Origin of the sequence: Marinomonas sp. S3726 (genome assembly GCF_000967665.1) — a bacterium.
Taxonomy (GTDB): domain Bacteria; phylum Pseudomonadota; class Gammaproteobacteria; order Pseudomonadales; family Marinomonadaceae; genus Marinomonas.
In genome coordinates this window covers 1-20,806 of record NZ_JXYC01000039.1, presented here as the reverse complement: position 1 = coordinate 20,806, position 20,806 = coordinate 1, and the positions used below count along the sequence as shown (strand labels likewise).

The 20,806-nt window shown below is 40.2% G+C and carries 18 protein-coding genes; 8 read left to right on the top strand and 10 right to left on the bottom strand.

The features are described 5' to 3' along the window. Positions 1–36 precede the first annotated feature (36 nt). Positions 37–765, top strand: coding sequence for an alpha/beta hydrolase (locus TW85_RS22560; RefSeq protein WP_046019417.1), 729 nt, complete (start codon positions 37–39; stop codon positions 763–765). A gap of 28 nt (positions 766–793) precedes the next feature. On the opposite strand, the gene TW85_RS22555 is transcribed toward TW85_RS22560, so the two are convergent. After that, a complete protein-coding gene (locus TW85_RS22555) occupies positions 794–1,681 on the bottom strand; it encodes a LysR family transcriptional regulator (RefSeq protein WP_046019416.1) in 888 nt (295 codons plus the stop codon). 123 nt (positions 1,682–1,804) lie between these two features. Between TW85_RS22555 and TW85_RS22550 the strand changes: the two genes are divergently transcribed. Both TW85_RS22550 and TW85_RS22545 read left to right on the top strand, forming a co-directional pair. Next, positions 1,805–2,581 (top strand): CmcJ/NvfI family oxidoreductase, encoded by a 777-nt coding sequence (locus TW85_RS22550; protein ID WP_046019415.1) that lies wholly within the window; start codon positions 1,805–1,807, stop codon positions 2,579–2,581. A 114-nt stretch (positions 2,582–2,695) separates the two neighbouring features. Continuing rightward, a complete protein-coding gene (locus tag TW85_RS22545) occupies positions 2,696–2,941 on the top strand; it encodes a DUF465 domain-containing protein (protein ID WP_046019414.1) in 246 nt (81 codons plus the stop codon). 90 nt (positions 2,942–3,031) lie between these two features. On the opposite strand, the gene TW85_RS22540 is transcribed toward TW85_RS22545, so the two are convergent. From TW85_RS22540 to TW85_RS22520, 5 genes are all read right to left on the bottom strand, one after another. Further along, positions 3,032–3,430: a nuclear transport factor 2 family protein gene (locus tag TW85_RS22540; protein ID WP_046019413.1), complete on the bottom strand. Its 399-nt coding sequence runs from the start codon at positions 3,428–3,430 to the stop codon at positions 3,032–3,034. A gap of 57 nt (positions 3,431–3,487) precedes the next feature. Further along, positions 3,488–4,348: a crotonase/enoyl-CoA hydratase family protein gene (locus TW85_RS22535; RefSeq protein ID WP_046019412.1), complete on the bottom strand. Its 861-nt coding sequence runs from the start codon at positions 4,346–4,348 to the stop codon at positions 3,488–3,490. A gap of 212 nt (positions 4,349–4,560) precedes the next feature. Further along, on the bottom strand, positions 4,561–6,165 hold the full coding sequence (locus TW85_RS22530; protein WP_046019411.1) for a GMC family oxidoreductase: 1,605 nt from the start codon (positions 6,163–6,165) through the stop codon (positions 4,561–4,563). Positions 6,166–6,189: 24 nt separating this feature from the next. Continuing rightward, positions 6,190–6,801: a hypothetical protein gene (locus TW85_RS22525; RefSeq protein ID WP_046019410.1), complete on the bottom strand. Its 612-nt coding sequence runs from the start codon at positions 6,799–6,801 to the stop codon at positions 6,190–6,192. Positions 6,802–6,891: 90 nt separating this feature from the next. Beyond that, positions 6,892–8,343: a coniferyl aldehyde dehydrogenase gene (locus TW85_RS22520; RefSeq protein WP_052702377.1), complete on the bottom strand. Its 1,452-nt coding sequence runs from the start codon at positions 8,341–8,343 to the stop codon at positions 6,892–6,894. Positions 8,344–8,589: 246 nt separating this feature from the next. On the opposite strand from TW85_RS22520, the gene TW85_RS22515 reads away from it, so the two are divergent. Next, positions 8,590–9,237 carry a TetR/AcrR family transcriptional regulator gene (locus TW85_RS22515; RefSeq protein WP_046019409.1) on the top strand — a complete coding sequence of 216 codons (648 nt, stop codon included), beginning with the start codon at positions 8,590–8,592 and terminating at the stop codon, positions 9,235–9,237. A gap of 30 nt (positions 9,238–9,267) precedes the next feature. Here TW85_RS22515 and TW85_RS22510 read toward each other — a convergent pair whose 3' ends face one another. The 3 genes from TW85_RS22510 to TW85_RS22500 all read right to left on the bottom strand — a co-directional run bounded on the left by TW85_RS22510 (position 9,268) and on the right by TW85_RS22500 (position 12,513). Then, positions 9,268–10,509 (bottom strand): HAMP domain-containing sensor histidine kinase, encoded by a 1,242-nt coding sequence (locus TW85_RS22510; protein WP_046019408.1) that lies wholly within the window; start codon positions 10,507–10,509, stop codon positions 9,268–9,270. Beyond that, a complete protein-coding gene (locus TW85_RS22505; protein ID WP_046019407.1) occupies positions 10,490–11,203 on the bottom strand; it encodes a response regulator transcription factor in 714 nt (237 codons plus the stop codon). Before TW85_RS22505 ends, TW85_RS22510 begins: the two co-directional genes overlap by 20 nt. A 755-nt stretch (positions 11,204–11,958) precedes the next feature. Then, complete coding sequence (locus tag TW85_RS22500; protein ID WP_046019406.1) at positions 11,959–12,513, bottom strand: methylated-DNA--[protein]-cysteine S-methyltransferase; 555 nt, start codon at positions 12,511–12,513, stop codon at positions 11,959–11,961. 323 nt (positions 12,514–12,836) lie between these two features. Here TW85_RS22500 and TW85_RS22495 point away from each other — a divergent pair, with 323 nt between their 5' ends. From TW85_RS22495 to TW85_RS22480, 4 genes are all read left to right on the top strand, one after another. After that, positions 12,837–13,220 (top strand): nucleotide pyrophosphohydrolase, encoded by a 384-nt coding sequence (locus TW85_RS22495; RefSeq protein ID WP_046019405.1) that lies wholly within the window; start codon positions 12,837–12,839, stop codon positions 13,218–13,220. 84 nt (positions 13,221–13,304) lie between these two features. Then, complete coding sequence (locus tag TW85_RS22490; protein WP_046019404.1) at positions 13,305–15,704, top strand: DNA/RNA helicase domain-containing protein; 2,400 nt, start codon at positions 13,305–13,307, stop codon at positions 15,702–15,704. Between the two features lie 156 nt (positions 15,705–15,860). Further along, positions 15,861–19,679, top strand: a complete 3,819-nt coding sequence (locus tag TW85_RS22485) for a hypothetical protein (protein ID WP_046019403.1) — start codon at positions 15,861–15,863, stop codon at positions 19,677–19,679. 129 nt (positions 19,680–19,808) lie between these two features. Beyond that, the gene (locus tag TW85_RS22480; protein ID WP_046019402.1) at positions 19,809–20,342 is read left to right on the top strand and encodes a hypothetical protein; all 534 of its coding nucleotides are present in this window, start codon (positions 19,809–19,811) and stop codon (positions 20,340–20,342) included. A gap of 77 nt (positions 20,343–20,419) precedes the next feature. On the opposite strand, the gene TW85_RS22475 is transcribed toward TW85_RS22480, so the two are convergent. Next, the coding region (locus tag TW85_RS22475; protein WP_046019401.1) for an IS5/IS1182 family transposase at positions 20,420–20,806 on the bottom strand (387 nt) is incomplete at its 5' end.

Here is a 20,806-nt window from a genome sequence, read left to right as displayed (position 1 = left end):
TGATTGAGTCGCTCTCTTTTCTAATGGAGAAAAATTATGGCTACCTATTTACTGGTTCATGGCGCTTGGCACAGCGGAGAATCATGGGAGCGAGTTCGTAACATTCTAGAAGCGAATAATCATAAGGTGTATACCCCAACCATGACAGGGCTAGGGGATAAAGCACATTTCATGTCAACCGACATTAGCATGCAAAGTCTAGTGGACGAACTTGTAGACTTGATTAAAAAGATCAATTCAAAAGATATTATTCTGGTAGGTCATAGTTTTGGTGGTGCGGTAATTTCAGGCGTATTGGAGGCTGTTTTTGATCGTATTGAGCGGTTGGTATATTTTGATGCAGCAATACTCGAAAATGGCGAAAGCATGTTTGCTTGTATGCCTGAATCTGCTGCCTTAGCACGTCAAAAAATAGCTCAAGAAACCAGTGGTGGTATGTCTTTACCTGTGCCTAGTGCACAAGACTTTGGTGGCTTAACCCCAGAGCAATGGCAATATCTAGCGCGATTTTTAAGCCCTCATCCTCTGTCAACTTATAACACGCCTTTAACACTAAAAGCGCCACCAGGAGAGGGCGTTAGCGCTTGTTATATCGTATGTAATGAGCCCTTGTATCAGCCGTTATTCTGGGCACGGGATAGAGCAAAAAAATACGGATGGCCCATGATTCCTCTGCAAACAGGCCACGAAGCTATGATCACTTTCCCTAACGAATTGTCAGAAATTTTAATGAATCTCGACTTTTATATGGAAAAGAACTCTTAGGTTGAAGCATCCACTTAAATGCTAAAGCTTAATCCTTATCCCAAGGTGCGAGCGGTTGGAACTGCTCCAGTAGGTAATCAATAATGGCCCTGACTTTTGGGGCCACAATACGATTACTCGGATAGAGTATCCAAATTGATGATTTTGTTAAGAGAGGGTAATCCGGGAGGACTTTTACCAGCTTGCCAGACTTTAAACTTTCATCCGCATTCCACAAAGACTTAATGCCAATGCCCATACCGTTTTCAATCAATAGGCGCATGGCTTCACCATCATTAACCGAAATAGTATGAGGTGTGCTAACCGATTCACCATTTTCGAACTGCCATCTGTGACTATCACGTAAGCTGATGCAATGATGCTGTAACAGATCATTAGGTGTTTTTGGCGTACCATGGGTTTGTAAATAGTCTGGAGAAGCCACGAGAATTCGTCGGTCTGTACCAAGCTTTCGAGAGATCAGACTACTATCGGCTAACTCTGCATTACGAATAATCACATCATAAGCGCCTTCTACCACATCAATAATCTCATCAGAGAGTCTCAAATCTAATGTGACTTGTGGGTAGCGTTTTTGAAACTCAGCCAGAACAGGAATGACATGGATGCGACCAAAAGAGCCCGGCATAGCAATGCGTAATAGGCCTTTGGGTAAGGCTTCTTCCCCTGTATTGATGTTTAAACCCACTTCAAGGGTTTCAATCGCTTGTTGTGCATAGGGTAAAAAAGCAGCACCATCTGTGGTGAGAGAAACAGCACGAGTCGAACGGTTGAACAACCTAAAGCCAGTGGTTTCTTCTAGTTTAGCTAAGCGCGCACTGGCACTTGCTGGAGATAAGCCTAGGTCTCTTGCTGCGCCATTAATCACGCCAAGGTCGGCCACTCTTAAAAATAAACGTAATGATAAGATATCCATATTATCAAAAATATCTTAATTATGTTTCTTGAACAAGGCTAATTATCATCAAATTTTAAAAAGTTATACTGCTTGTCATTGAAGTCGAATAGACACTCAGCACAGAGAATTCAGGAGAAGAAGATGCAAGCAACGGCAATGGTTAACTATCATGTTACCAGTGATAAACAACAAGCTTTTCACATTGATGCTAATGGCGAAAAGGGCAAAATAGTTTCTCCTGAACTTGCGCCAACTCAAGTTAAAGTAAAGGATGTTCGAGACGGAAACATTCAGCTTAATTTCTGGGAAGACAGCCTGCTTTATGTGCAAAGTCCTTCCGTAATAAAAGACTTTACTCAATCACAAGATTGGCGAGAAACCTACAACGCTGAATTAAGCCGGCTACTGGCAGAACAGCTTGGTGCCAAAGAAGTCATTATTTTCGATCATACAATTCGTATCGATGATCCAAACTCAGATCGTAAACCAGCGCGTAATGTGCATAGCGATTACAGTGCGTGTGGTGCCATAAAAAGGCTTGAAGACATTCTAGGGGCAGAAGAGGCGAAAAAATGGCAAGACCAGCATTTTGCTTTTGTTAACTTATGGCGTCCTATTCAAGCGCCTATTGTCAGCGCACCACTGGGTTTTATCAGACCAAAAAGTGTCAGTGAGAAAGATTGGCTATTGTTACAGCTTATCTATCCAGATCGTATCGGGCAGATCATGGGGCTAACGGCCAATGCCGCCCACGATTGGATTTATTTATCTAATATGACACCAGATGACATAGCGATATTTAATATTTTCGACAGCAAAGCCTTACCATCAATCGGTCATAGTGCTTTGGATGTTATGGGGCAAAATAATCAGGCTTTTCGTCGAAGTATCGAAAGTCGAACCTTAGTACGTTATTAAAGCAACTAAATTCAGACCTAAATAGGCAGGCTTTGAAGCGAGTTTGATAAAACCCACTATGATAAGAACCTAAGGTCATTCATTTTATTTAAACAAAAAGAGCGGGAGTTTTTTATGTTAGGCGAAAACCATTTACTTACAACAGACTTTCCTGAATTCACAGATACGATCAAAACTTTATGTGAGCAGGACAGTCAATTTCAACAAGAGAACAGCCGTTACACCTTGTTAGATAAAGAAATACGTGAGCTTGAGCTAAGCAATACACCGATTAGCGATGACGAAATGCACAAACTAAAGCATGATAGAAGCACACTTAAAGATGCCCTATATGCACGCCTTAAAAAGGTACCTGCTTAATTAAATCAGAGCATGTTTGCACCGCGTAAAAAGCAAAAAGAAGAGCCTAGGCTCTTCTTTTTTTGTTTAAACGCTTTAAATGAACAATGCTTACGGCTTAGGAATAAAGCCTGCATCCTGTAAGTGCTTAGTCATTTTATCGAACATAAGTTGTAGGCCATTCATAGGGCGCAGCATGACTTCAAAGTGAACGATCTGACCTTGTTCATTCCACCGGATCAAATCTATGCCTTTAATCTTCTTATCATCAACGCGAGCACTAAATTCAAGGGCAAGGTTTTGGTCATCTACCCACTGTCTTTGATATTCGAAATCTTCAAAGATATCCATCACCATTTTAAGAATGTATTGAGTAATATCTCGGCCTTTTTTAGGCGCCCAAAGGGTAGGGGAATGGAACTCAACGTCTTCGGCTAATAGCTCTCTTAATAGCGCCATATCCTTGTTATATACAACCTGATGCCAACGTTCTAAATTTTCCTGACTCATGTTTTATCCTTTTTATTTTTATGGTTTAAAACGGGTGTAACCTTTATTTTGATAGCATTATTCTAATGGGGCTTTTACTGGGCAAAGTTCGGCGAAATTTGTATCTCGTTTCTGGGTTTTGGCCATAAAGGCTTCCATCATGTCGGTTTCAGGTTGGAACATACCCGCCTGCCAAAGGGCCATTTGTTTAAGGCTTTCATCCACACTGTGATCACGACTAAAGTTGATCATCTCTTTGCAGCCAGCTACAGCAAGAGGAGAGCGTTGGGCAATTTCAGCGGCAATTTCTAATACGCCTGCCACCATGCTTTCTTGATCATCAAAAACACGGTTTACCAAGCCCGTTTCTTTGGCTTCATCCCCATACATACGACGGCCGGTAAAGGCTAATTCTCTTACTAAACCTAATGGCATCAGGCTAGGTAACCTTTGTAGGCTACCCACATCAGCTGTCATACCCAACTTGGTTTCTTCAATACTAAAGAAAGCATCTTTGGTGCTATAACGACAATCTGCTGCCGCGGCTAAATCCAATGCACCACCAATACAGCCACCTTGTACCGCGACTAAAACAGGCATGCGAACTTCTTCTAAGACACTTAAACAAGCTTGAAGCTGTTGCACAGTACGCCGCAGGTTTTCGTGCTTACGGCCAAGTTCCATTTTTTTACGTTTAGCACCGGTGAAAACAGAAAGGTCCATACCCGCGCTAAAGTGTTTACCAGTAGAGGAGATAACAACAACACGGGCTAACACTTCGTCATTTATCTTGTGCATTAGCTCAGGTAGCTCACGCCAGAAATCAAGATTCATAGTGTTTAACTCATCAGGTCGAGTAAATTGCACATGGGCAACTTGGTTCTGAATCTCAACCTTCATTGTTTTATAAATAAGGGTGTTATCGTCTTGATCACTCATGGTAATTCCTTAAGGCAAATGGCTCAGGCCAGAAAAATGGATAACAAAAGAGCCAGAATCTAAGGCTCATTTTGTTTAGCTTGCTTTAAACTATAGATGTATTTTGACACTGTCAAGATTCAAAATACAAATGTGATTTACCAAGAGTTATAAATGGTGGTGATTTCTTACGAGAGAAAAATTAGCCTTTTTCGACGCTATTTTAGTTTGTTTTAGCCCTGCTTTAGGCTTTTCTTAGCCAAAGTCGTCGCATTTTTACAGGCCATACCATAAATTGATAGTTGTGGGTTCGCGCCAATGCTGGTGGGGAATACAGAGCCATCAAATACAAAAAGGTTGTCTAGATAATGGTACTTCCCTTGGCTATCTACTAGACATTGGTTTTTGTCTTCTCCCATGGCAAGGCCACCCATAACATGGGCGCTGCCCACAAGAGGCCGACAAGAAATATAAGGGAAGTTTTCGATTGCAGTTTTGCAATCAGACCAAGAGGAATACCACTCACTATCAATATGAGCCAGCTTGACGGCTTTAGCGCCAGCGGCAAATTGTAGCTCTGCCATTTTAAAGTGGGCATCTTGAATGCCTTGCCAAAGATAATCATTGATAGGGTAATCAATAATCGGGCTGCCATCCTCAGCAAGCTCAATAGAACCACCGATACTGTCTTCATTAAAACCATCACGCATCAAAGCTATCATGGCATTGAGATGCGGCAGAGACTGCATGTCTTTCACATGTTCTGGTCCATGGCCTAACAAAAGGGCCGAGGTTAAACTGGGGTGAAGTGGCGGCACTTCAAGCTTATAGCCCACTTTGCCTGTCACACTTTGCCATTGGTAATGGTCCGAATAAACCGATTGCGGTGCGCCATAATAAGGGGCGATTTCTTCATCAAATTTAGCAAACGAAAAGGCCACAGGGTGTAAAAAAGTACGTTTGCCAATCAGGTTTTCTGGGTCTGGCGCATCAGATCTCAGCATCAAAGCAGGGCTATTAATGCCGCCTGCTGCCATCACAAAAGTATCCGCTTTTATTTCAAGTTCGCCTGCTTTTGTTTTGATTTTAACGCCAAGCACTTTTTGTTTTTTATCATCAAAAATTAGCTGCTCAGCAGGGGCGTTATAAATAAGTTGTGTATCTTTTTCTAAGGCTGCAGGAATCGTGGTTACCAACATGGATTGCTTTGCATTCGTCGGACAACCTGTACCGCAATAACCAAGGTTCCAACAACCTAAGACATTACGCGGAATCGTCTTCCAAGGGATGCCAAGCGCTTCTGCCCCTCGGCTTAATACCGCATTATTCTCATTAGGAGGAACAGGCCAAGGGCTGATGTTTAATCGTGTCTCCATTTTCTCAAACCAAGGTGCCATCTCGCTTTCAGAGCAGTTTTTTAGCTGGAATTCATCCTGCCAATATTGCAAGGTTTGTTTGGGGGTACGAAAGCTAGAAGTCCAGTTGATCACAGTCGAACCACCGACACAGCGACCTTGTAAAATCGACATACTGCCGTCTTTGTTCATACGGCCAGCATGCTCTTGGTAGAGGTTTTTATAGGCGCGGGTTTCGTCCATATCAAAGTCATTCGTGGTTTTAAGCGGGCCCGCTTCTAATATGATGACCTTCAACCCCGCTTGCGCCAATATCTCAGCACTGGTGCCACCGCCAGCCCCAGAACCTATGATAACAACATCTGCTTTGAGTGTTTGGCTTTGGCTAATTTGGCTGCCATCTAAGGTGCGCCAGCCTTGATTAATACCCTTTAAGACTGGGTCTGGAATACCGCGGATTTCTGCAAAGTTACGTTCTGCCATAGTGCTAACCTAATCTAAAAAGGGTTATAAAGAATTGGAAACGGGAGTGGGGATTTTGACAGGTGGCCCAGGATAGCCTGTTTGAGCAAAGCTCTCTTTTCTGGCGTACCAACACAAATTAATCAGCTTACAAACTGAGAGATATCCCATACGTTTTAATTCAAAGCGACTATCGCGCCAACCAATCAAAAAGGACTGGATATCCTCATGACTCGCTTCTGGCCAATTTGTCCAAGGTGCGCCCGCTACAAAGCGTATAGGTGCATAAGCCATCACATCAAAAAGCTGCTGCATCTGTTTTTGGTTAAAGGCATTAAAATGGAAAATCATCTTATCTAATGCCATCAGTAAGGCGTTATTCTCATCCTGATCGAGCGAAGTTTTCGCTAGCACAACCGGGAAGAGGGCTGCTAAAAACTCAGCAGAACTGGGTGTTAAAAAACGGTATTCAAGCTTTTCAGTACTACTCTCACTTGCCTCAGCCGCCTCAGCCTTAACTGGAGCAAGAGCAAGAACAGAAGCTAAGCTTAAGCCGATTGAAGAGGCGAGACTCAACTGCAAAAATCCACGACGACTCGTGCTTAAGCTCGTTTTATCTTTGTCTTCAATTGCTGGTGTACGCTCAGAATGGGGCATGAATTCACCTTTATTATTTTTGTGGTGAGGCACTGGCAATGACAGCCAGTGCGAACAATATGCTTGGAACTAGATTGAGATAGGGAAAAGCTAACGAATAAAAAACTTATAGATGAGCTTATGGATAGGGCTTTTATAAGGCGCGTAGGCAAACTTAGCGCTGTTGAAATGCCCTTTGGTATGTACCGCTTTCGCTTTAGAAAAGGTTAAGAAGCCTTCATAACCATGATATTGGCCCATGCCAGAGTCACCTATGCCACCAAATGGCATATCTTCTTGAGCAAGGTGTACCAAAGTGTCATTCACGCACACACCGCCTGCATGGCTATGTTGCAACACATGTTCACGCTCTTGTTTGTTGTAACCAAAATAATAAAGGGCAAGAGGGCGCGCTCTATCATTCACATAATCAAGGGCTTCATCTATGTCTTGGTAACTAATAATCGGCATGATAGGCCCGAATATCTCATCTTGCATGAGAGTGGATTCTGCATCCGCATCTTCCACAATAACAGGTGCCATCTTTCGGCCTGAGCTTAAATCTTCGTTCTTAGGGTTAACCTCATGGAGAATCGCACCTTGCTCTTTTGCTTCATCCAACCAGTTATTCAGCCTTTGGTGTTGCGCCTCGTTAATGATGGCACTGTAATCATCATTGTCTTTAATGCTTGGGTACATCTTGGTAAAGACTTGCTGATAGGTTTGGATAAACTCTTGCTCGCGCCCTTTAGGCAATAAAATATAGTCAGGGGCTACACAGGTTTGCCCTGAGTTAAGCGACTTACCAAAGCACAAGCGCTCACAGGCCTCCACCATGGGGGCATCCTGGCTAATAATCGCAGGGGATTTACCTCCCAATTCTAGAGTCACTGGTGTTAAATTTTTCGCCGCCGCAGCCATCACATGGCGACCAACCGAAGTAGAGCCAGTAAATAAAAGATGGTCAAAAGCTTGCTCGGTAAAGGCAATCGCGGTTGGCGCATCCCCTTCGATAACTGCCACCTTGTCTAGCTTATAAATACTGGCCAAGAGTTTAGTCAGCACTTTGTTTAGGTTAGGGGTAAATTCCGACATCTTAATCATGGCACGGTTACCCGCGCTTAATGCACCAACCAAAGGGCCTAGCGCCAAAAAGATAGGGTAATTCCAAGGCACAATAATACCCACAACCCCAACAGGCTGAAAATGCACCTTATTGCTTGCTGGCATAAAGAGTAAACCCACCTTACGTTTACTGGGTTTCATCCATTGTTTGAGATGTTTAATCGCATAGTTTATAGACTCTATCGTCGGCATAAACTCAGCCAGCAAGGTTTCATCTCGAGAACGCACACTAAAGTCTTGGTTAATCGCTTCAATCAGCGGCTCTTTATATTCAAGCAAGGCTTGTTTTAGCAGCTTAAGCTGGTGGATACGTTCTTGATAAGTGGGAAGCGGGTTTTTACGATAGGCCATTTTTTGTGAAGCGAGCAAGTGACTAATATGCAAACTTGGGCTAAGTTCGGTGAGTTTCGAGCATGATTCTACGATTCTAGGTTGCATGTAACGCTCCACATAAAACGGCGATTATTATTCTTGATAATTTAAATACTGAAAGTCAGTTTAGAGTAAATACTCTAATTTGCAATACGCATGCTATGATAATGTGATATAACTTAAACTGATTTTGTTTCGATGGCTTTTGTGATTAATCGCTTTTACGCTTATGGCTGTTTCGGTAAAAGCCATTTCTTTCAATAGCGAATCAGACTAATGCCTAAATAGAAATATAAAGAGCAAATACTATTTATGAAAACCCGTGACCGTATTTTAAATGCCGCTTTAACCTTGTTTAACGAGCAGGGCGAGCGCAAAGTGAGCACCAATCATCTGGCTGCCCATTTAGGTATGTCCCCGGGGAATCTCTATTATCATTTCAAAAACAAACAAGACATCATTTACTACTTGTTCTTACAGCACGAAGCCCAGATAGAATCAGCCTTAAGCCTGCCTAAAGGTGCTCAAGGCATCATGACATTAGAAGACAAATTCAACGTCATGCTAGGGGTATTCGAAAGCCTTTGGCACTACCGATTTATTCATCTTAATTTAAGCCAATTACTGAGTGATAACCCAAAACTCAAACAGCGTTATCGTGAGTTTTATCAAGCTTGTTTAGGTAAGCTAGATGCAGTTTATCAAGGCCTGAACGAAGCTGGCATTATCAGCATTAGCCAAGAGCAGAGAAAAGGCCTAGTCACTAATACTTGGATAAACGTCACAGGTTGGTTTGCCTTTTTACAATCTTGCGTATTAGAAGAAGGCCAAAGCATCAGTAAAAACATGGTAGAAGGGGGCATGTACCAAGTGTTACAACTGGAAAGCCCCTATATCAACCCAGACTACTTGGCTGATATAGATGCTCTCAAACAGGCTTATCAATTAGCCTTGGTTTAGCGCTTTTATTCTATAAGGGTTATTAAACGGCTACCAAGAAACCTGTACATCCATTTGTTGCTCACTCTCATGTATATCTAGCTTCCAGTTTTGCTTCTTAGTTACCTTATTAACCAGATGTAAGCCCAGGCCAAAGCCTTGATGCTGCTGTCCATGGGGCGGTATTTGTTTTTGAGTATAAATAGGGTTAGAGATAGAAATGCCATCTCTAGAGTGATGCAAAATAATTTTACCGCCAGCACTGTTCTCAAAAGCGTTACGAATCAAATTACTAATCACCACATCCACCAAGGCACGGGCTTGATCCACCTGAATATTCTCACGATTAAACACCACCTCAATCGCTTTATTTGAAATGAGATGATCAAGCTGGTGCAGGTGTAACTCAATCAATTCAGACAAATTAAACTCGCAGGTCTTAAAACTCTTCTCTTCTTTAGAAAGCCACAACAAGGCTTGAGTGAGCTGTGTCATCTGGTGATAACAGCGTTTTATTTGCAGTAACTTATCATCAAATCCCAAACCTTTTGTTTGGCGCAGATTAATCACATGTAGAGCACTGCCTATTGTCGCAAGTGGACTGCGCAGCTCATGGCTGGCGTTTTGTAGAAACTGCTTTTCTCTGTCTTGTTGTTCACGAATATTATGTAAAGAGTGGTTTAGCGCTCTGGCAACATCGCCAATTTCATCTTCTCTTTCTGCCAGCGTACTGGGGATTTCAATCGTGCCGGTTTCATTCTTTTTAGCGAACTCAGCCAACATATTTAAAGGCTGCATAATGTTCTTTGCCAATAAATAAGCGACTAAAAACATAAGCACCAGAGTCGCGAGGATATAAAGCAGAATCCCTGTATTTACGCCATTCATATGTTCGGGAAGGTCGTTTTTATCAAGTTCTAACAGATAGTAAATCACCTTATTATCACTGTTTCGATAAGGCAAAATCGCTGTAAACTTATTTACCTCAGCGCTTTCTAAACTCAGCCTATTTTCACTTAGCTTAGTCACATCAAATTGAGCACGAATGCTAATAGGCGCTAAAGACCAATTGTCATAACTAGTTAAGCGGCCTAAGTAAGCCTCGCTAATAATGCCGCCAGTATCCTTGTCTCGCTTTTCGGCTAATGCCCTCAGGCTTATCTCTAAGGTATTGATAACAGAGCTTTTCTGCACCGAATCATGCACTAAGGCACCAAAAACTAAAATAATAATAAAAGAAGATAAGAGATAAATGGTGCACAGAGATCGTAACTTAAACATTGGCTTCAACATGGCGTTTCCCTAATACCACTCCCCGGCCACGTACAGTGTGCAAAAGTGGTTTATCAAAAGATTTATCAATCGCCTGACGTAAGCGATAGAGGTGAACCTTGGTGACATCCGTTTCAGGGGTCGCATTATGCTTCCATAAGTGTTGCTCTATTTGCTCCTTACTCACAAGGCTAGGGCTTTTTCGCATTAAAAAGACCAATAACTCCCAGCAAATAGGCGATAGAAATATCGGCTTACCAGCACGGGTAACACTGTGAGTTTTAAGGTCAACCTGAAGGTCTTCAACAACTAAACGCGAGGGGTTGATGCGTTTTTTTTCCGAAAGAGAACGGATTCTGGCAATTAACTCCAGCATCTCAAATGGCTTAACTAAATAGTCATCCGCACCCACACTAAAACCTGTGACTTTATCCTCAATATGATCAAGGGCCGTTAACAGAAGAATGGGCGTAGTGATATCTAAAGCACGTAACTTTTTGCAAATGGTAATGCCATCCATTGCCGGCATTAAGATATCAGATACGATGACATCAAAATGGTATAGCTGAGCGAGACTAAGTGCCTGAACACCGTTTTTTGCATAGTCACACTCAATATTAAACTCCTTTAAACTCTCAATAATATTGGCAGCTAAAGCAGTATTGTCTTCAACAATTAAGACGAGCAACGGCGTTTGTTTGAATTGTTCTAACATTTATCATCATATCCATATCGAGTTACCTGGAAAGGCGAAACAGTCACCGCTTCTCAGTCTTCTCAGTGAAAAACTCAAACAAGGCGCATTTCGACGCAATGTAGGTACCTTACGAGAAGAGGCAAGACCAGCTGAGGTTCTCTCTTAAAGACCCGAAAGGCATGCTCTAAAGCGCGTTTAAATCGATTGAAAGTAACCGTCACACACCTGTGATTAGGTTTCACTTCACATCTGTTACTCAAGACGCTTTAGCCCCATGCAGAGGCGGGAAGACTTGTTTACGCCTTCCTTCGCACTCTATCAATATGAAAGTAAATGCTAGGTAAACGTGGGTTTGGGAAGTAGTCTAATTAATTAATCTTAAAAGATAAAAACCGTTTGTAGATCAATAAGTAACCAGCAATAGGATGTGTATAGAAAAGGGCGGGTAAAAGTAAGGCTAACGAGAACAATTCCTATTAATATTTTAGGAGAAGCGCATATATAAGTAAAAAAAACACGATTTAACTTAATGCTTTAAGTTAAACAAAAGTTAGCTAAAACAACAAAATACGAGCTAAAATCACTAAAAATGAAGACTAATTCACTTATTAAGATGAATCGCTCTTAATGAAACGTAAAGTGAAAAACTTTGAAGAGATTTGAGAAAAAATGGATATTTTTTATTACAAATAATTACAATAACGGGCTTATTTATTGATCAAAATCATGACAAAAGTGAGCTTGCTTATAAAAACTGCAATAAAAAATTAATTTTAAAATAAAGTTTCTTGAACGAACTTGGCGTTTTCTAAATCAAGCAAACGCTTCTTTAAAGGTAAACCGCCTGCATAACCTGTTAATTCACCATTCGAACCGATAATACGATGGCAAGGCACAATAATAGAAATGGCATTAGCACCATTGGCACTGGCGACCGCACGAATGGCTTTCTCATTATTTAACCGTTTGGATAAATCCAAGTAACTCGCCGTCTCCCCGTAGGGTACTTCTAACAAAGCACGCCATACACCTTGCTGGAATTCACTGCCAACTAATAAAAGAGGTATATCAAACTCAGAACGTTCACCTAAAAAATACTCATTCAGCTGAGCCTTGGTTTGCTCAAAAACCGGCACCTCAGCCGAGCCTTCTTCAACTACAAGGTAGTCCGCTTTTAACAAACGCTGCAATCTCGCATCCACCGCATCGCGAGATTTACGATAGCGATAATCCAACATACACAGCTCACCCTCATAAGCCCCCAAGATAAACTCAGCATATTTGGTTTTGTAATATTGGATGAGAATAGGGGAGTTGGATTGAGGCATGGTCTGTCCTTGGGTTTCGTACTTTACATAGAGGGTGTCGATTGTTGGTGAGGATAAAGTAGCAGATTAAGTACTGTTTGAACATACAGTAGTTTGCTTTGTTATTTAATGGATGAGGATGCAGAGGCGTTTAAAAAGACATTCAGCAAACAAAAGCCACAAATGAAGCCGCTTATTATTTTGTTAAATAAATCTTTTAAGACAGCAACTTAGTGTAATTGAAATGTGGAGAAGAGGGGCGTATAAAGGGAGGTTCACTTTAAAAGTACGAAAAACTGAAGCGGGTTTGGTACTAGCAAACCAGATGCTCAAGGATAGATAGTATGGATAAGCTAGAAGAGCTTAAATCAAAATTGCAAGATTTTGCAGATGCGCGAGATTGGGATCAATTCCATTCTCCCAAAAACCTTTCTATGGCATTGAGTGTCGAAGCATCAGAGTTGGTTGAATGTTTTCAATGGCTAACAGAAGCACAATCTCAAAACCTTACCCCTGAACAAAAGCAAGCTGTTGTTGACGAAATTGCAGACGTTCAAGTTTATTTATTACGTCTAGCAACCAAACTCGATATCAACATCCTAGATGCTGTAGAGCAGAAAATGCTCAAGAATGAAGCCAAATACCCAGCTGATCTAGTGAAGGGAAGTGCTAAGAAATATACCGCTTACCAAATAGATGAGAATACTCAGAGTAAAAAAGCAGAATAATTGAGCGAAACATCGCAAGAATGCGAGTAGTAGGAAGACGAACAAAAGCTCAAGCAGAGCGTTAAAGGATAAAGTAGTAGCAGTATGATTGTTTATTCAGCGACGAAACAGCAATTTGTAGATGATGTGAGAGCGAATGCCATTGCTGACATTATTGAAAGTGAAGTAGCGAGAAAACTAAATCGTAATTCACCAAGAAACGAATTCATTTCATGGGAAAACTCACTGCAATACATGTTCAATGTATTACACGATGATGAGATACCTGCCTCAGCTGGTGTGTCGATTGAATACAACATCCCACTAACTAATCGGCGTGTCGATTTTATCCTTACAGGTAAAGATGAAAACCGACAAGATACAGCCGTTATTGTAGAGCTCAAACAATGGCAAGAGGCGCAGCTCACATCTAAAGACGCCATCGTTAAAACACGCTTTCAACATGGCGTAAAAGAGACCAACCATCCTTCTTATCAAGCTTGGTCTTATGCTGCTTTAATCGAAGATTACAACCAAACAGTACGTGATGAAGCTATATTACTTCAACCTTGTGCCTATCTACATAACATGAAATCTGCTGAGGTTATTAAAGATGACTTTTATGCAGAGCATGTAGAAAAAGCCCCCGTTTTTATCTCGCCTGATGCTCTCAAACTCGCTGAATTTTTAAAGAAAAGTGTGAAATACGGCGATAGCGATAACATCATGTATCGTATTGAACATGGAAAAATCAAACCCAGTAAGAATCTCGCGGATGCCCTAGCTTCCATGCTTAATGGCAATCCTGAATTCTTAATGATTGACGAACAAAAGCTGGTTTATGAAACAGCCTTAGATCTAGCTCACAAAGCCCAGCAAGGTAAAAAACAAACCTTAATTGTAAAAGGTGGCCCAGGAACAGGTAAATCTGTTGTCGCAATAAACCTGCTAGCAGAACTAACCAAACGAGAGTTATTGACTCAATACGTATCTAAAAATGCAGCGCCTCGTGAAGTATTTAAGAAAATGCTGACGGGAACGCGCAAGAAAACCCATATCGATAATATGTTTAAAGGTTCTGGTGGTTATATCGACACACCTGAAAACCTCTATGGTGCACTTATTATTGATGAAGCACATAGGCTTAATGAAAAATCAGGTTTATATGGCAACCTTGGTGAGAATCAAATTAAAGAACTCATCAACGCCAGTGCTTTTAATGTTTTCTTTATCGATGAAGCACAAAGAGTCACCTTACAAGATATCGGCAGTATAGAGAGCATTCACTATTGGGCTGATACTTTAAGGTCAGAAGTGACTGAATTAGATCTAGTGTCCCAGTTTCGCTGTAACGGCTCTGACGGCTACCTTGCTTGGATAGATAACAGCCTTCAAATTAGAGAAACAGCCAATACCACATTAGAGGACATCGACTACGACGTTAAAGTCTTTGATGACCCAAATGACATGCGTAAAGCCATTATTGATAAAAACCGTATCAATAATAAAGCGCGCATGGTGGCTGGTTATTGCTGGGATTGGGCCAGTAAGAAAAAAGAAAATAAGAATGATATGGATATCATTATTCCTGAGTACAGTTTTGAAGCGCAATGGAATCTAAATGATGATGGCAGCCTTTGGCTGATCGCAGAAAAATCCGTAGAGCAAATCGGCTGTATTCATACCAGCCAAGGTCTTGAGCTGGATTATATTGGCGTCATTATCGGTGATGACTTTGTTATTCGTGATGGCAAGGTTGTGACTGATGCCCTTAAACGCTCCCGTAATGATAGATCGGTTTTAGGCATTAAAAAACGTTTAAAAGAAGATGCAAATAAGGCTAAAAAACTGGCCGATGAAATTATCAAAAACACCTACCGAACCTTGATGACACGTGGTCAAAAAGGCTGCTTTATCTTTTGTACCGACCGAGAAACTCGTGAATATTTCAAGCAAGTTGCAGATAGAAATCTTGGCCTTGATGAGACAGCGGAAGACCCAGATTTTGGCTATAAAGGGCTAGAATTCCCCATAGTGAGTTATGAAGAAGCAAAGCCTTATCAAGGCTTTGTTCCTATCTATGATCTTGAAGTCGCAGCAGGTGGTTTCAGTGAGCAACAAGCTATTTCAAACCCAGATGAGCTTGATTGGGTGCAGCTACCTGAGCATATCAATACGACAGAGGGAATGTTTGTAACCCGTGTTGTGGGTGAGTCCATGAACAAACGCATTATCAATGGCTCATGGTGTCTGTTTAAAGCTAACCCAGGTGGCAGTCGTAATGGAAAAGTTGTCCTTGTTCAACATCACAGCATTGAAGACCCTGATCATGGCGGCACCTATACGGTGAAAAGGTATGAAAGTGAGAAGGTTGTTGAAGATGGAGAGCTGGTTAACCAGAGAGTTTTGTTAAAACCTGAGACTAATGCTTATGGTTATTCGCCGATTGTGATTGAAGAGGGTGAGGAGTTGGTTGTGGTTGGTGAGTTTTTGTCCGTACTGTAACGTTTAAATGGGAGTGGGAGTTTTTGCATTTGGCAAAAGGTAAGATTTGACCTTTCTGCAATTTGTTAAGTTCTACATGGCTACTGTGAGTATATATTTCTCATTCACCAATTTTGTTTTCAGATTAAGAGTCAGATGAAGTAATGGAATTATTTTATGAGTAAGAATTCAGAGAAGAAAAATCAAAGACGTAAAAAGAGAATAAATCGTGAGAAATCTAGAAAACTAAAAAACATGGAAAAACGTAGCTCAATGCCGGAAGTATCATTTACTAATAGGGCTACTATTGATCTAGATTTCACCGATAGATTACGTGATCTAGTGGATGTACTCTCTCAATATAAACCTGCGGACATTATAGTAGCACTAGGTATTTCTGATCTATGGTTACCAAATATTAGTAGTCCTATTAGGCATCAAATCGCTTATAGGGTTCTGGCGTCAATGAGCGAAAGTGAGTTTCGTGGTGAGGTTGAATTAGATACATATGAGAAATTCGCTGAATTTTCTCATGCTTTCTATGGGATTATCCAGCATAACCCTATGCTTGAAGATTATATTCCAGAGCAAGATTGGGGTGAAGTATGTATTAAATTTGAAGATGATAATTACAAGGTATTTTACGGAGGTAATGTAGAGCGAATACCAGATTTTTTTGAAGCATTTAAAATAATTCACTCAAATAACGCACAAGCAATGAATGACGTTAAGCTTGTTTTGATGATGCAGAATAAGCTAATTAATTCATTAGAAAGTCAAATGCCCGTAAGTATTGAGGTAGGTCATATAGAGGTGCCAAGTGAATTGTTTTGGACTAAAGCACGAGGGGTGCTGTTATCTCTTAGTACATGTATAAAGGAATTTGTAGGGGGTGGTTATAGTTCAAAGCTCTTTACTACGTTAGGCGGTCTGGAGCAGATTTCAAACTTTCATGATGTTGGGGATTTAGCCTATTCAGGTGAGCTATTTAGATATTGTGGTCTGAATGTTGATGGAGAGTATTATCTATCTTCTCCTAGAAATCTCATTAATATAGTAATTGATATTTGGGCAGGTGGCGTACAGGATAACCTCGCTGAATTTCCCCCTGTAATGAGAAGGTTTAATGAATTTCTGTCGTTAAGATTTAAAGAGGAATCAATCATTGATGGACCGTTTGTTGTTGTGACACCGAACGATTCTTTTCAATGTGTTTTTTCAACTCTAATTCGATCGAATGATGAAAGTTACTTAGTTCTATTGTCTGATTCAAGTAGCATTGATAAAAAAGTGGATATAAAGTCTGACCTTATTGATTTTTTGAAAGGTCAAAAAGAGTGGAGGTTACTAAACTTAAGAAATAAGAAAACTCTGGCAATACAAAATGAACAAGGTGAATACCTTTCAATAGAAGATTTAAATGTAGTTTGTATTTTGTGCGAGTCTTCTAGCGAGCCTAAAATGCTAGGGTTTGATGAGAAATCTTGTCATCTATTTTTTTTACCCGATTTCATAACAATTTTTGACTCACTTCAGGATGTTTCAGAATTTTCTAGGTTCATAGAGTACTTGAACGATAACTCAGGGGCTGTAATGCATGGGATGATCGGCAGTGCAGATATGTTTGCATCGTTTCGAGATTCAGATGAATTACTTGTCGCTGGAGCTAACAAATTTGATTTTGTTATGCTGGATACTTCAATGGGTACAGATTGGCGCTTTAAGGTTCTAAGGGAGTATTGGGCTTCGTTACCGGCCGAGTTACCTAATAACTATGCGCTATGGAGGCTGGCTGATTCAGATAGCGAAGTGCTCTATCGAATGCATACCAGAAGCTATAATCAATTCTCATGGTCAACAATGATCGGAAAGTGCATGTTACACTTTGTTTTCGATTTTAATGGTATTGAATTTGATCGTGAAAATGCCCATTTAATTGAAACAGCTTGTCATTGTTTTTCTGACTCTATAGTGCAACGCTCAGAGTACTTAAAAGATCTTCAAATATTTAAATATAAAAATATAGTAATAAACTGTATAGCTGATATTGAAAATCTAGCTAGAAATGATGAGTCTAAATTTACAGATCTAACTATCGATGTATTTAACAATTGTCAGTTATCTAGTGTTGATGGAGAGAAGGCCGAGTTTAATTTTAATGTTAATCTAAATTGCGTTCAGTCTAATATCTTTGATGCGAAGACTTCACAATTTGAATACAAATGTGCGGTAGAAGTTTGTTCTCGTATTTCTGATTTATTGGGTTTTGATGCTTGTAATATAGCAGAAGACCCAACCTTATTTGAAACGTCTAAGCTACCACCTAGATTTCGGCAAGGTGAGTATATTAGGGCGTTTGATGTCCCAGCTGATGCCAATGTTAAATCACCTAGTAGTAGGCATTTCAAGCTAGCGAGAAAAAACCTCGCAATAATATTTAAAAAATTAGGTGTTACACCTGGAAAATATGAATTGTCGGAAGCAAAATCCGTCATTGATCAGGCAAAGGTTGGATTACAAACAATAGTTCATGATGAAATTTCTCAATACAGACGTGAGCCATTGTTGAGATATTGCATAAGACAAATTGATGCATTGACCGCAGAATATGATTTACAAGTTGAAAAGAGTCGTCAAAGTTTGTGCCACGAAGTGGACTATGACCGAGAAAATTATGTTAGTTCTGCCTATGAAAAATTTAGTATAGATACTAGGCGTTACAAGTACCTTTTAGAAAATAGGTTGTACTATGCTGACGGAGGAAGTAATGAGCTAACAGATGACTTGTTAGCTCATTGTCTTGCGAATATAGATTGGTTGCTAGTTCTTTTTGGTGCCAGTGACACCCTTCATAATGGAATTGATGTAGGGGGAGTAAATCTCGATGATGACTTTATACCTAGTGTTTTCTTTTCTGAAGATAGAGCTGACAAGGAGAAGGAGTATACTCAAATAATGGCTAGTAATACTTTAGGGATTAATCATGTTGAATCTGATTCGTTAGACTTTACGCCTAATGAAAAAATTAATTGGGATATATTAAATGATGCTTTCTTAAAGGATAACCTGTTTACATTTAAAAATATGCTTGGAATATTATCCCTATTAGCTAAGTGGAAAACTTATGGAGGTGACACTGAATTTAGGTGGCACTATGAAGCTTCAATCGTGGATGTTATCTCAATTTCGAATAAAGAGTTTCCTGATTTAGATAGAAATGAAATTGAAAGTATTCTTAATTTTTTAATATTGAATCCAAAAGAAGTTAGAACGCTTCTTGGAAGGAGTGATGGAGTCGTAGAATCTGATGTGCCGATATGGGATCACTTTAATCGTGGCAGTAGATACACAATACGTCCGCTAATTGAAATAGGAGGTGAGAGGATAATATGGGGGGCAGCTTCAGTTAATAAGGCTTTGGTTATATGGGCGGGTAATGTGTCAAGTGGCTATTTGCCTGCTAATTATAAATGGGATAACACGCAGACTGAAGTGGAAAAAATAAAGATCTCTCTTGAAAAAGAACTTGAATCGAAGTCTTTTGAAATTTTTCAAAGATATACCGAATACAATCGGAAAAGCATGGATTTCATGCGTAAATTCAAAAAAGAGAAATTTGATGATGTTGGTGATTTTGATGTACTAGCATACATACCTGATATAAATACTTGGATTGCAGTCGAGTGTAAATATAATCAGCCTCCATACTGTATGAAAGATTCTAGAAGATTGAGGGACTTAATATTTACTCGAAAGAAATCCCACGTTAGTAAAATTGACAAGAGAGGGAGTTTCCTTAAGAAACATTCAGGTCGAATTTTGGAATTGTTAAATTGGCCTAAACCCCAAGGTGGAGTTGAACCTAAATATATTGACCTTTATGTCAGTCGTGAAACATATTGGTGGATGGTCAATCCTCCATATTCTACTAACATCGAGTTTGTTAAAATTGATTTGCTTGATAACTGGCTGAAAAATTTATTGAGTAAAAAATAGTACCTATCAATGATACCCACGTTTACTGCTATGGAAACTAGAGTAAAACAAAACACCATCCTCCGCGTGGGGTTGCATGAATTACCATGAACATCCAACATAATTTGACTGAATTAACAATGGATAGTTATGAGAGACTTAGCTGAAAAACTTGCCAATATCGAAGATATTGAAAAATGGGGCAAAGAAGTTAACGGGCTATCTTCAAGAGATATGAAGATAGTTTTTGGTGAAGCAGAACAGTTATGGATTCAACGAAAAATAAAAGATGGCACACTTTTACTTCATCCAGATGCCCGTGCTGAACTAATTGAACGGAATTATAAACCTAGAGCGATACACCGCCGTATGGTTTTGGCCAACGTACTGGTAAATTACAATGGAAGTGATAGTAAAGAGAGATTTAGGCGAATAAAGGAAAAAATCATACGAAAACATAGTGATAGATATTGGTTTGATGTTTATAAGCGAATTAAACCTACTTATGCTGCAAAAGAGCGGATTATTAAACATAAGTTAAATACCTCACCAATGCTTTCATATGCGGCGTCTCAAAGCATAGTGTTTAACAATTTTGTAAATCATGAAATTAATCAAGCACTACTAGGGAACCTGCGATTAAGTCAGTTTATTCGAAGGTTTAAACCAAAAGCGACTATATGACGTATTTTTAGCTGATTTGTTTCCTATATTGTCCAAGTTTGGTCTTATTTGACCTGACTTGGTGTACTTTGGACGCATTAACCCTTTGCCGCTCGGATCATCTGATCGATTCGTGCAACATTCGCCAGTGCAAATAACATGGCGAGTTTATTGTCATTTTTCGCGAGGCCTCGGTACCTTGCTTTCACAAAACCAAATTGACACTTAATAATACGAAACGGATGCTCAACCTTGGCTCGGATACTCGCTTTGATAAATTCGGTTTTAATCGGATGTTTATTAATACGGGGGTGCTTTTTCAGGGCTTTCATTTTACTCGGCATCTCTGCTATCAACCACTGAGCCGTGACATCCTTTAGTTCTTCACGCTTTTGCGCCCCGCGATATCCTGAATCAGCACCGATAAAGGTCTCATCGCCATGAATAAGGTTCTTGGTTTGATTAATTACCATGGACATCCAACA

Bases quoted from the DNA above. Each gene is read 5' to 3' on its own strand.
- TW85_RS22560 (WP_046019417.1), top strand. From the start codon at position 37: ATGGCTACCTATTTACTGGTTCATGGCGCTTGGCACAGCGGAGAATCA.
- TW85_RS22555 (WP_046019416.1), bottom strand. From the start codon at position 1,681: ATGGATATCTTATCATTACGTTTATTTTTAAGAGTGGCCGACCTTGGC.
- TW85_RS22550 (WP_046019415.1), top strand. From the start codon at position 1,805: ATGCAAGCAACGGCAATGGTTAACTATCATGTTACCAGTGATAAACAA.
- TW85_RS22545 (WP_046019414.1), top strand. From the start codon at position 2,696: ATGTTAGGCGAAAACCATTTACTTACAACAGACTTTCCTGAATTCACA.
- TW85_RS22540 (WP_046019413.1), bottom strand. From the start codon at position 3,430: ATGAGTCAGGAAAATTTAGAACGTTGGCATCAGGTTGTATATAACAAG.
- TW85_RS22535 (WP_046019412.1), bottom strand. From the start codon at position 4,348: ATGAGTGATCAAGACGATAACACCCTTATTTATAAAACAATGAAGGTT.
- TW85_RS22530 (WP_046019411.1), bottom strand. From the start codon at position 6,165: ATGGCAGAACGTAACTTTGCAGAAATCCGCGGTATTCCAGACCCAGTC.
- TW85_RS22525 (WP_046019410.1), bottom strand. From the start codon at position 6,801: ATGCCCCATTCTGAGCGTACACCAGCAATTGAAGACAAAGATAAAACG.
- TW85_RS22520 (WP_052702377.1), bottom strand. From the start codon at position 8,343: ATGCAACCTAGAATCGTAGAATCATGCTCGAAACTCACCGAACTTAGC.
- TW85_RS22515 (WP_046019409.1), top strand. From the start codon at position 8,590: ATGAAAACCCGTGACCGTATTTTAAATGCCGCTTTAACCTTGTTTAAC.
- TW85_RS22510 (WP_046019408.1), bottom strand. From the start codon at position 10,509: ATGTTGAAGCCAATGTTTAAGTTACGATCTCTGTGCACCATTTATCTC.
- TW85_RS22505 (WP_046019407.1), bottom strand. From the start codon at position 11,203: ATGTTAGAACAATTCAAACAAACGCCGTTGCTCGTCTTAATTGTTGAA.
- TW85_RS22500 (WP_046019406.1), bottom strand. From the start codon at position 12,513: ATGCCTCAATCCAACTCCCCTATTCTCATCCAATATTACAAAACCAAA.
- TW85_RS22495 (WP_046019405.1), top strand. From the start codon at position 12,837: ATGGATAAGCTAGAAGAGCTTAAATCAAAATTGCAAGATTTTGCAGAT.
- TW85_RS22490 (WP_046019404.1), top strand. From the start codon at position 13,305: ATGATTGTTTATTCAGCGACGAAACAGCAATTTGTAGATGATGTGAGA.
- TW85_RS22485 (WP_046019403.1), top strand. From the start codon at position 15,861: ATGAGTAAGAATTCAGAGAAGAAAAATCAAAGACGTAAAAAGAGAATA.
- TW85_RS22480 (WP_046019402.1), top strand. From the start codon at position 19,809: ATGAGAGACTTAGCTGAAAAACTTGCCAATATCGAAGATATTGAAAAA.